The 11,690-nt window shown below is 62.4% G+C and carries 9 protein-coding genes; 7 read left to right on the top strand and 2 right to left on the bottom strand.

Translation table 11 applies throughout. The annotated features are described in order from the left end of the window. Positions 1-80: 80 nt before the first annotated feature. The 3 genes from ACLRGI_RS20305 to ACLRGI_RS20295 are packed head-to-tail and all read left to right on the top strand — an operon-like array spanning position 81 to position 2,865. Positions 81-1,547, top strand: coding sequence for a GntP family transporter (locus ACLRGI_RS20305; RefSeq protein ID WP_419203266.1), 1,467 nt, complete (start codon positions 81-83; stop codon positions 1,545-1,547). After that, positions 1,547-2,422 (top strand): class II fructose-bisphosphate aldolase, encoded by an 876-nt coding sequence (locus ACLRGI_RS20300; protein ID WP_419203265.1) that lies wholly within the window; start codon positions 1,547-1,549, stop codon positions 2,420-2,422. The genes ACLRGI_RS20305 and ACLRGI_RS20300 overlap by 1 nt, the downstream gene beginning before the upstream one ends. 50 nt (positions 2,423-2,472) lie before the next feature. Beyond that, positions 2,473-2,865 carry a DUF1304 domain-containing protein gene (locus tag ACLRGI_RS20295; RefSeq protein WP_419203264.1) on the top strand — a complete coding sequence of 131 codons (393 nt, stop codon included), beginning with the start codon at positions 2,473-2,475 and terminating at the stop codon, positions 2,863-2,865. Between the two features lie 32 nt (positions 2,866-2,897). Here ACLRGI_RS20295 and ACLRGI_RS20290 read toward each other — a convergent pair whose 3' ends face one another. After that, a complete protein-coding gene (locus tag ACLRGI_RS20290; RefSeq protein WP_419203263.1) occupies positions 2,898-3,317 on the bottom strand; it encodes a VOC family protein in 420 nt (139 codons plus the stop codon). Positions 3,318-3,471: 154 nt separating this feature from the next. Between ACLRGI_RS20290 and ACLRGI_RS20285 the strand changes: the two genes are divergently transcribed. Beyond that, on the top strand, positions 3,472-4,851 hold the full coding sequence (locus ACLRGI_RS20285; RefSeq protein WP_419203262.1) for an acyltransferase family protein: 1,380 nt from the start codon (positions 3,472-3,474) through the stop codon (positions 4,849-4,851). Further along, on the top strand, positions 4,848-5,204 hold the full coding sequence (locus tag ACLRGI_RS20280; protein ID WP_419203261.1) for a GNAT family N-acetyltransferase: 357 nt from the start codon (positions 4,848-4,850) through the stop codon (positions 5,202-5,204). The genes ACLRGI_RS20285 and ACLRGI_RS20280 overlap by 4 nt, the downstream gene beginning before the upstream one ends. A gap of 3 nt (positions 5,205-5,207) precedes the next feature. On the opposite strand, the gene ACLRGI_RS20275 is transcribed toward ACLRGI_RS20280, so the two are convergent. Further along, positions 5,208-5,789, bottom strand: a complete 582-nt coding sequence (locus tag ACLRGI_RS20275) for a hypothetical protein (protein WP_419203260.1) — start codon at positions 5,787-5,789, stop codon at positions 5,208-5,210. A 142-nt stretch (positions 5,790-5,931) separates the two neighbouring features. On the opposite strand from ACLRGI_RS20275, the gene ACLRGI_RS20270 reads away from it, so the two are divergent. Beyond that, entirely contained in the window at positions 5,932-7,554 is a 1,623-nt protein-coding gene (locus ACLRGI_RS20270; RefSeq protein WP_419203258.1) for an RNA polymerase sigma factor, read from the top strand. Positions 7,555-7,734: 180 nt separating this feature from the next. Next, positions 7,735-11,690: CLIPPER-2 domain-containing protein (locus ACLRGI_RS20265; RefSeq protein WP_419203256.1), on the top strand; the 3,956-nt coding region annotated here is incomplete at its 3' end.

The raw sequence follows: 11,690 nt of genomic DNA, 5'->3' as shown, positions 1-11,690 counted from the left end.
GCGACGACGGCGGTCCCCCCTTCGCCGTCGTCGCACCTCCCGCCGGTCCCAAGACTGGTTTGTCAAAGGAGACACCCCCAATGAATCCCCTCATCAACTCGCTGATGGTCCGGGCGGCCGACGCCCCCGCCATTAAGCCCGCAGTGGAGCTGGGAACACCCCTTCTGCTGACCATCGCCGCAGCCGGTATCGCCCTCCTGCTGGTGCTGATCATCCGCTTCAAAATCCAGGCGTTCGTCGCCCTGCTGGCCGTCAGCATCCTGGTGGGTGTTGCAGCGCAGATTCCGCTGAAGGACATCTTCACCGTGGTGACCACCGGCGTTGGCAGCACCATGGGCAAGGTCGCGTTGCTGATCGCCCTCGGCGCCATCCTTGGCCGGATGATCGAGGTTTCGGGCGGCGTGCAATCACTCGCCACGCATTTCACCGAGAAGCTTGGCGCCAAGCGCGTCGCTATCGCGCTGACCGCCGTCGGCTTCCTCGTGGCCATCCCGGTGTTCTTCGAGGTGGGCGTGATCGTCCTCGTCCCGATCGTCTACGCCTTCGCAAAGATCGCAAACGTTCACCCGATCAAGTTCGGCCTGCCCATGGCCGGCATCATGCTCTCCATTCACGTTGCCGTCCCGCCGCACCCCGGGATCGTTGCAGGCGCCGGAGTCTTTGGCGCCGACATTGGACTCATCACCCTCATTTCCCTCATCATCTGCATCCCCCTCGGATTCCTGTCCTACTGGGTTGCCAGCATCATGAACCGGAAGGACTACGAACTCCTCCCGGGCGTCAAGCAGCAGGTTGAAGAGTTCGGTTCCGACTCCCTGGTCCATGTAGGCCACGACGGTCCCGGCGCCCGCGCAATCGCCCCTCCGCGTCCCGGCCTGATCATGTTCCTGATCGCCGCCCCAATCGTCCAGATCCTCCTGGGCACGGTGGGCACGCTGACCATCGCCAAGGACAACTACTGGTACGGCGTGGCCTCGTTCATCGGCAACCCGTTCTTCGCACTCCTCGTAGCCGTGGCGCTCTCCTTCTTCCTGCTGGCAGTGCGCCGCAACTGGTCCCTCAAGGAAACCGGCGAAATCTTCGAGGGCGCACTTCCGCCCATCGCGTCTATCCTCATGGTGGTTGCCGCCGGTGGCGTCTTCGGTGAAGTCCTCCGCACCTCGGGTATCGGCGCCGCCCTGTCCCACACACTGGACAGCCTCGGCCTGCCGGTCATCGTGCTCGGCTTCATCATCTCCCTGGCACTGCGCGCCGCCCAGGGTTCTGCCACTGTCGCCATCGTGACCACCACGGGCCTGCTGACCTCTGCCGTCATGGAGGGCGGCTACACTCCGGCCCAGATCGCGGTGATCGTCATCGCCATCGGCTTCGGTTCGCTGGGCCTGTCCCACGTGACCGACGCCGGGTTCTGGACCGTGATCCGTTACTACGGCCTCACCGTCTCGGACGGCCTTAAGACCTGGACTGTCCTCACCACCATCCTGGGCTTGGCCGGCTTCGCGCTGACATACGTTGCCTGGATCCTGGTGGGAGGCCTGGCCCACTGATGCGCACCAACCTCCACCAGCTCGTCAACTCAGCCCTGCTTTCCGGCTCCGCTGTTCCGGCCTTCACGTGCTACGACTTCACCACCGCTCTGGCCGTTGTTGGGGCGGCGGAAGAAGCCCGGCTCGGTGTGATCCTGCTCGTCGCTCCGAAGACTGCGTCCACGCCTAACGGACTGCGCCTCATCACAGCCCTCCGTGGCCTGGCTGACGAAGCCGGCGTCCCGGTTTCGGTCCAGCTGGACCATGCCTCGGACCTCAAGGTCATCCTCGAATCAGTGGCCGCCGGTGCTGACTCGGTCCTCGCCGACGGTTCGTCCCTGCCCTATGAGGACAACATCGCCCTGGTCCGCGAAGTCCGTGCCGCGCTGGACGCTGCAGGTGCTGCCGACGTCGTGATCGAGGCCGAGCTGGGCGGCCTTGCGGGCGATGAGGACAAGGCTTTCGGCGCCGAAGGTTCAGCGCACGACGCCGGAACTTCCGTTGCGGGCCTCACCAATCCAGCACAGGTGGCTGACTTCGTGGCGCGGACGGGCGCCCAACTGCTCGCCATTGCGGTGGGAAACGTGCATGGGAAGTACAAGGGCGAACCAAACATTCGTTGGGATGTGCTGGAGGAAGTCGCTGCCATGACCCACGTGCCACTGGTCCTCCACGGCGCCTCCGGCATTCCGGGCGATGAGCTTGCGAAGGCGCCGTCAATGAATGTGGGCAAAGTGAACTTCAACACCGAACTCCGCACCGGCATCCTGGCCACGTTGGAGTCGGAAACCGCAGCCCACCGGGCCGATGGTGAGAATCTTCAAGGGTTATTGGCCCGATGGAACGGCTCGGCTGCGACTTATGCCGGTGCCACATTGGGGCTGCTCACCGCCTGACGGCAGCGAGGCAGCCAAGCCCGGCAATACAGGGAGGCTAGGATCAAAACATGATCCTGGCCTCCCTGATTTTTGCGACGATCGCCGCCCTGCTCCACGTCTACATCTTCACCATGGAGTCCATCACCTGGACGAAGCCCAAAACCTGGAAAACTTTCAGCATCACCTCCCAGGCCGACGCCGAGACAACTAAGCCCCTCGCTTACAACCAAGGCTTCTACAACCTGTTCCTCGCCGTTGGCGCACTCATCGGCATCATCGCAGTGGCCATGGGCGCGCCCCAAGTTGGCTGGACCCTCGTGTTCAGCAGCTGCGGTTCCATGCTTCTGGCCGCCCTGGTGCTCGCAGCAAGCGGCAAAAAGTACCTCCGCGCAGCTACCCTTCAGGGCGCAACGCCGCTGCTCGCCGTCGTGCTTGGTGTGCTGGCTGTGACGCTGGGCTAGCTGTACTGCCCACGGACGGCTAGTTACGGAAATCAGGACTGCGGCGGTCCATCCTGTGCCGCGGCCTGGTCCATCCAAACAACTTCCCAGTGGTGCCCATCCAAGTCGCGGAACGCGCGGCTATACATGAATCCCATGTCCATGGGGTCGTAGGTTTCGGAACCGCCGGCCTTGAGTGCCTTGGCTGCCAGGGCATCCACGTCCTCACGACTGTCGGCAGAAATTGCAAGGATAGCCGCCGTCGAGTTTTTGGTGTCCGCAATGGGGTGCTTGGTGAACTGGCTGAATTTGTCGTGGGTCAGGAGCATGGTGAAGATGGTGTCGCTGAAGACCACGCAAGCGGCGGTCTCGTCGGTGAAATTCGGGTTGATGGAATAGCCAAGGGCCGTGTAGAAAGTCTTGGACGCTTCAAGGTCGCTGACGGGCAGGTTCACGAAAATCGACGTAGTCATGGGTCTGATCCTGCCGGTGTTTTTCCGACCCGTCCAGAGCCAATTCTGAGTTTGTGGATATCGGCAGGGGAGTCCGCCCTGCCTGCTGGCCCAAGCCCTCGCCCGGGCGGAGAATGGAGTCAGCACGTAGGCGCGTGCCTTTGTAGGGAGAGCCATGGAGATGGACGCGCATCCTCCGGCCAGCCACGTAACGGCTGTGCACAGGGACCCGGCGATCGACCTTGTCCGCTTCACCTGCCTCCTCCTGGTTGTCGCGGCACACTGCATGATGGTCAGCCCTGTCCTTCACAAGGATGGAACTGTCACTACCCTGAACGTGCTTATGGAGCAACGCTGGTTTACCCCCGTGCTGTGGGGACTCATGATCGTGCCGCTGTTCTTCGTCCTGGGCGGCATGACGGGACTGCAATCCTGGCGTCGTTTGAGGGCACGCGGTGGCAGCGGGTTCGATTTCGCCCAACTGCGGCTCCTGCGCCTGGTCCGCCCGGCCATGGTTGTACTGGCACTCATGTGGGCAGGACTCTGGGTCGCGCTGCTGCTTGGGGTCCACCCGCAGGTCATCCAACTGATGACCGCCGGCGCTGCGATGCCGTTGTGGTTCCTGGCGGCCTACCTCACAGCCCAACTCAGCATCCCCCTGTTGGCCTGGCTTCACGAACGCGCGCCGTTTCCAACCCTTGCCGCTCTGGTAACGCTGATCATCGCCATCGACTCCCTCCGCGGCGCCCTTCCGGTCCTGGCATTCGCGAACATGATCTTTGTGTGGTGCGCGGTCCAGCAGCTGGGATTCCTCATGGCCGATGGCTTCTTCGAGAAACGTAGTCGCGGGTGGCTCCTCGGTGCCATCATTTCCAGCAACCTTTTGCTGGGGCTCGTCACCGGCGTGGCCGTGTACCCGGGGAATATGGTGGTGAACCTGAACCCGCCCAATTTCTGCCTGCTTCTCTTGGGCATTTCCCAGGCGGCGACGCTCCAACTGCTGCAAAAAGGGATTCGCTGGATCGCTGACATCCCTTGGGTCCAGGCAGTCATTGCCCTGGCGGGTCGGCGATCCATGACCATCTATCTGTGGCACCTTCCGCTACTGGTGGGCTTGTCCGGGCTGTTTTTGCTCACCGACGTGCCCAAGCCGCTGGCAGGAACTGCAGAGTGGTGGTGGGCGCGGATACCGGTCTTCGTCGCGGTGGTTGCCCTGCTGATCCCGGTGGTATTGATGTTTGGCCGATTGGAGAACCGTCCGACGGCGGCCAGCCACGCGCGGGGTCCCTCGCGTACGGCAGTGGTGACCGCCGCCGTCGTGGTTTTGATCCCCGTGGCGGACGCTGCGTTCAATGGCTTGACGCTTGCCCTGTTGGGCGGGGGAGCGGCGTGCTTTGCCCTTTCGGTCCTTTTGCTCGGCAGGGTTCCGACGCCGGTGCTGACCCCGGTTTCGACACCCGCCCCGATGCTGCAGTTGCGGCAGGGCGCGGAATTGCCCGAGGGGAGGCTGCGAACGTTGCCAGAGCCGGATTTACGTGCCAATCTCGAAACATGACCGAGTACAAGGATTCCACTGCAGAGTCGTTCCGAGCTGGCGTCACCACGGTGCGCAATGACAAATTTCACCGCTATGAACTGCATGTGGACGGTGAACTGGCAGTGATTTCCCAGTTCATGGACAAGCCCGGTCATATCGATTTCATCCACACTGAAACCAAACCAGGGTTCAACGGCCAAGGGCTGGCAAAAGTGCTGGCGCACTTTGCGCTGGATGACGTAGTGGCGTCCGGGAAGCGCATCATCCCGCATTGCCCCTACATCGCCGCGTACCTGAAGAAGCATGAGGGCTACGAACAGGACGTCGACTGGCCCGCGGAAAAGCCGGTAGGCGAACCTAATAACGAGTAACGGCTAGGCGCGCACTGACGCGTCAGCTGCTTTTGGGCCTCGCCTGGGCTGGCCTGCCCTGGCTGTTTCGAAGGGCCAGTCCCGCCGCGTTCCGCTGAGGGAGACTATGGCGTCATGCTCATCGGTTATTACTTCGCGCCGACAGCTTGCGCTGACCTGCATTGCGCTGACGAGGCTTCCCCCATGGAGATGATCGGAGTCCGTTACCAAGTAGGAGAAGCTCCGCATCACGGACTGTCCCGGTGCCAGGAGTTTTATCCGCAAGTCCCGCTCCACCGGTTCCGAGGTGTATCGGAGCATTTCCATGCCCTCGTTGGTAAAGGAACGGGGGATGAGATTAACATCACGCAAGTGGCTTGTGGAGTCGTTGGTGACCCATGCGGTGAAGATGACCGTATCGCCCGGAATGGCCACTGGGCGGTCTGCTCCATACACGAGGGAGATATGGCCGGCATTCTTTTTTCGGGCCAAAAGTGCCGAGCGCCGGGACGGTAATTCCTGAACAATTGCACGTGGGGCCCTCGGCGTGTCCTTGTGCGTGGCACGCATCAACTTCAGGAACGGACGGCTACGCCGGATATTCATGGGGCCTCAATTTGTTCCGGGAATGGGCGGTCATGCATACAAGTGATGCAGGGGGCGCATTCGTGATGCGGAAATCGAAGTTATCTACAGGGGCGAACGGCTCGATTCAAGTCATAGCCGAAGAGATGCCACACTATTGTTTATGGATCAACTAATGGCGGCAACGGCCAGCGGAGAATCTCCGGCCTCGGAAATTGCTGCCGGCAGCGATTCCCAGATCATCACTTTGGTGCGCGAAGGCGATACCGATGCCTTCGATGTGCTCTACCAAAGGCACTTCAACGTGGCCCACTATGTAGCCCGTGCGCAGAGCGACAACCCCAGCGACGCCGATGACGTCGTGGCTGAGTCTTTCGCCGCCATCTTCCAGCTCCTGATGGACGGCAAGGGGCCAAAGGAGTTCTTCCGCTCCTATCTCCTGACCGTGGTGCGCCGCACGGCGCATGACCGGAACCGCAAGGCCCGTCGCATGCCGACAGCAGCAGACGATGCGGTCCTCGATTCCGCGGTCGTGGACAGCGACCCCGTCCTTAACGACCTTGAATCCACCATCATGGCCAAGGCCTTCAAGTCGTTGCCCGAACGCTGGCAAGCCGTGCTCTGGCATCTGGACATTGAAGGCTTGAAGCCGGCGGCGGCGGCTCCCCTCGTCGGCCTCACTCCAAACGGCGTCTCGTCATTGGCACTCCGGGCGAGGGAAGGATTGCGTCAGGCGTACCTTCAGCAGCACATCAGCCAGACGGTGGGCAATGGTTGTGACCAGTACGCCAGTCAGTTGGGAAAGTACGCACGAAACGCACTGAAGCGAACGTCTGAGGAGAAAGTCAGCGCTCACCTGAACGGCTGCGCGAAGTGCACGGCCCTGCTGATTGAACTCAACGATGTCCAAGGCGGTATGAGGGCCATCCTGTTCCCGCTGATCACAGGCATCGCTTTCGCCCCGGGCGCGTTTGCCGCCCTCGGATCAGCGGCCACAGCAGTAGGCCCGTCGTCGGGGGTCGGAAGCGCAACAGTATCCAGCCAGGCGGGCGGTGTGGTGGGGCGCAGTGCCAGCCAGCTATGGAAGCTGGCGGCGGCCATCGTGGTGGGAGTCCTTGCACTGGCGGGCGTACTCGTGTGGTTCCTCCAGCCCAATGCGGGTTCTGAAGCCACTGTTGCCTCCGACGCCACAGCACCGGCTGCCCGGGAGGCGTCGCCGCCGAGCCCGACGCCAAGCTCGACACGTACAGCCACGCCGACGCCGCTTGCCACGGAGGCCCCCCTCGCGGAGGCCCCGCCAGCCGCGGCGCCGCAACCCACCGCCGTCGTCATTCCGCCTGCTCCGCTGCCGCAGCGGAGCGCCACCGTGGTGGATTCCGGTGCTGTGCTCTCGACGCCGGCGCCCGCTTTGGCGCCCGCGGTACCAGCCGCTCAAACGGTTAATGCGACCTTTGCGGCCATCGCAGGCTCCGGAGCGATGGAGCGCGAACTCCAGATCGGATTCTCCCTGCAGGGCGAAGGCGCGCCAACTGCGGGTGAGGCGGTGTTCACGCTCCCGGACCAGGCAACCTTTGTTGCGGGAAGGACCGTAGCCCCGGCGGGCTGGACGTGTGGAAATACTGAAAACGTGCGGCAGATCCGCTGTACCACTGACTCCTTGGACCGGAACAACCTTGCCTTCAAGCTCGGCGTTGCTTTGCCTCCGGCAGCGGAAAGCGGGACTCTCAATTACCGGTTCGGCGGAAATGGCATCGTCACCAAGACGTTTGCCAACTCCTTCCGGTAGTCCCGCGCGCTGTCCCTGAATCCGCGTATTGCGGGTCTTGGAAAACTTTCTAATTTTTTTCTGGGTTTCGCGTCACGATTCACGAAGTTCTCGCACTATGCCGTTGGGTCTCCGCTCATCGGTGCCCTCGTTGAAGCTGGTTGAACCTTCAACGACAGGACACGTAACGCGAGAGAGCCCATGAAACACACACCTCCACAGAAGCTGCTGGCGGCAGTCGTTGCCACGGCCATCCTGTCCCTAGGGGTTGGCGGCGCCTTGGCCCCACCTGCCTTGGCCACTACACCCGGCACTCCCGGAGTAGTTCAGCCGGGGACACCCGTCTACACGGAGAACTTCTCCAATCAAAACGCTACTGCCGGTGCTATCAGCATCCTGAATTACACGGGCGGGGCAGCAGCAGCCAACGAAACGTATACGGCAGATACGCCGTACACGCCTGCTGGCGGCCAATGCAACGGTTGGGTGATGAACTCCTCCACCCCGCTGCCGACATCTGACGCCGGTTGTACCAACAATCAGCCGGCAGGCTGGGGCCAGATCGGTCAAATGGCTGTGGCTCTCGGCCAAGCCCAAGGCCAAACAGCTACGCAGGCAGCCAGTAACCAGGCCTTGTCCGAATACACCAACAGCTCAAGTGGTCAGATCGCCGCCGGCGTACAGTTCCGGACTGAGAACAACAACATCCCCGCTATCGCGGGCCACTATTACGCCGTATCTGCATACTTTGCCCAAGTGAACTGCCAGGCGACTCACGCCAAAGAGACCTTCAGCCTGCTCATCAACGGGACCCGCCAGGTTCTCAGTACCGGGCTCGACCCCTGTGGCAGCAGTACCCTGGCGCGGGTTCAGGTCACCAAGCTTCAGTCCGCCGCGTACCAAATCCCTGTGGGAACAACGCCTACCCTCGGCTTGGAATTGAGGAACGAAGCAACAAGCGGTTCCGGCAACGACGTCGCCTTCGACCTTCCGCAGATCGTGGACGTCACCCCTCAGGTGGACAAAGCCTTCACGCCCTCCCTTATCGGCCCCGGGGGCGTCTCCAAGGTCACCCTGACCGTGACCAACACGGACGACCTCATGGCTAAGAACGACTGGTCCATCCGGGACACGCTACCGGCCGGACTTGTGGTTGCCGGTACTCCCAATATCGGTGGCACTTGTGTGCAGGCCGCGGGAACCAACCCCTTGGTGAGGACGGCGGTTGCAGGCAGCAACACCATCTCCGTCACGGGCGGCGACCTCGCCCAGGGCATGACTTCCTGCACCATCACCGTGGATGTCACTGCCGCGGCAGAGGGAACGTACATCAACGGTCCTGCCAACATCGTGACCAACCTCAACCCGCCTGCAGACGCCACGCTGATCGTTCGCGCTCCGCGTTTGGAACTTAGCAAGGCCTTGGATGCTCCGCGTCTGGTGGATTCCCACCAGTTCACTACCCAGATCCGTACGGGTTCGGCCACGGGACCGGTTGTCAGCAACGCTGCCAATGCCACCACCACTGGTTCGGGTTCAACGGTCACAGCCGACACAGGTGTCACTGGAGAGTACGTAGCCACTGCCGGGACACCGTACTACCTCACTGAATCGGGCACCGATTTGTCAGGTTACAACAAGGCCATTACTTGTGTTGATGCCAATGGTCTTCAGACCGGCCTGCCTTCCGGCGCAGTGTTCAACGGCTCCCTGCAAATCGTGCCGGTGGCAGGGGCCGATATCAGCTGTGTGCTGACCAACACGGCAAACGCCGTGCCCGCCATGGAATTCACCAAGTCCGCTGACGCTTCTGATATTCAGTCGCCCGCTGTTGCTGGTGACCGGATCACCTACACGTTCGCTTCGAAGAACACCGGGAACGTGCCCCTGACGGGTGTCACCATCAACGATCCCCTTCCCGGACTTTCCGCCCTGACCTACACCTGGCCGGGCACCCCGGGCACTCTGCTTCCGGGCGAAAGCGTGACCGCAACAGCGATCTACGCCATCACCCAGGCCGACATCGATGCAGGACACGTGGCCAACGTGGCTACCACTACGGGTAATCCTCCGACAGGTCCTCCTGTCACCGCGCCGCCTGCAGGTACCGATACGCCTCTGACCAGTGGGCCGTCCATGGAGTTCAGCAAGTCCGCGGACGCTTCGGACATTCAGAACCCCTCTGTCGTAGGCGACCAGATCTCCTACACTTTCACCTCGAAGAACACCGGCAACGTCACACTGACCAACGTTTCCATCACGGACCCGCTGGCGGGTCTGTCCGCGCTTACCTACACGTGGCCGGGCACCCCGGGCACGCTTCTGCCGGGCCAGACAGTCACGGCAACGGCAACGTATGCCATCACCCAGGCGGACATCAACGCCGGCCACGTCGCGAACACCGCGAACACCGCCGGAACACCGCCCACGGGCCCCGCAGTAACCCCGCCCCCGGCAAGCACCGACACTCCGCTGACTCCGGCTCCTGCCATGACATTCAGCAAGTCCGCCGACGCTTCCGGCATCCAGGATCCCTCCGCTGTGGGCGATCTGATCATGTACGCGTTCAAGGCCGAGAACACCGGCAACGTCCTGCTCACTGATGTATCCATCAACGATCCCCTGGCCGGACTTTCATCGCTGGTCTACAGCTGGCCGGGTAACCCGGGCGAGCTGCTTCCGGGCCAGTCCGTGACGGCTACGGCGACCTACTCGATCACGCAGGCTGACATTACTGCCGGCCACGTGGCCAACTCGGCTACCACCACGGGCACACCGCCTGTCGGCCCGCCGGTAACGCCTCCGCCGGGAACTACGGATACTCCGCTGACTTCGGCTCCGGCCATGGAGTTCAGCAAGTCTGCTGACGCATCCGCCATCCAGGTCCCGTCAGTTGTTGGCGACCTGATCACCTACACGTTCACCTCCAAGAACACCGGAAACGTGCCGCTGAGCAACGTCTCCATCAGCGACCCCCTCACAGGGCTGTCTGCCCTGAACTACGCTTGGCCGGGTACTCCGGGCGAGCTGCTCCCGGGTCAGTCAGTGACGGCAACGGCGACGTATGCCATCACGCAGGCTGATATCAATTCCGGGCATGTGGAGAACACAGCCACTACCACCGGTACTCCGCCTACCGGCCCGTCGGTGACGCCTCCTCCCGGAAGCACTGACACTCCGTTGACCCAGGGCCCGGCGCTGGAACTGACCAAGTCAGCTGATTCGTCGGACGTTCAGAACCCCTCCGTGGAGGGTGATCAGGTCACCTACACGTTCACGTCGAAGAACACGGGCAACGTCAAACTGACCGGTGTGGTCATTGATGACCCGCTGGCCGGGCTTTCGCCCCTCGTTTACACGTGGCCGGGTGCTCCGGGCGAGTTGTTGCCGGGCCAGTCCGTGACGGCTACGGCAACGTATGCCATCACTCAGGCTGATATCGACGCCGGGCATGTGGCCAACACGGCTACCACCACTGGAACTCCGCCCAGCGGTCCTGCCGTCACGCCGCCTCCGGCTGGTACTGACACCCCGTTGACTGCCGGCCCGGAGCTGGAATTCAGCAAGTCGGCTGACGCTTCGGACATCCAATCACCCTCTGTTGTGGGTGATGAGATCACCTATACCTTCACGTCGAAGAACACGGGCAACGTCAAGCTCACCAATGTGTCCATCACGGATCCGTTGAGCGGCCTGTCGGCCTTGACCTACACGTGGCCAGGCGCCCCCGGCGAACTGCTCCCGGGTCAGACGGTGACTGCTACTGCGACGTACGCGATCACGCAGGCTGATATCGACGCCGGCCATGTTGCCAACAGCGCCACCACCACGGGCACGCCGCCGGCTGGTCCTCCGGTAACGCCTCCTCCGGGAACAACGAATACGCCGCTGAATGCCGCTCCGGCGCTGGAGTTCAACAAGTCAGCGGACGATTCGGACATCCAGAACCCGTCTGTCGTAGGGGACCAGATCACCTACACGTTCACAGCCAAGAACGTTGGCAATGTGAAACTGACAGGTGTTGTGATCAGTGATCCGCTGGCTGGCCTTTCGGCGCTGGCCTACACCTGGCCTGGTACTCCGGGCGAGCTGTTGCCGGGCCAGACAGTGACTGCTGCGGCAACGTATGCCATCACCCAGGCCGATATCGACGCCGG

Origin of the sequence: Paenarthrobacter sp. PPS72 (assembly GCF_048537125.1) — a bacterium.
Lineage (GTDB): Bacteria > Actinomycetota > Actinomycetes > Actinomycetales > Micrococcaceae > Arthrobacter > Arthrobacter nitroguajacolicus_E.
Note: the sequence above shows the minus strand (reverse complement) of the source record. Positions and strands in the feature narration are given on the sequence as shown.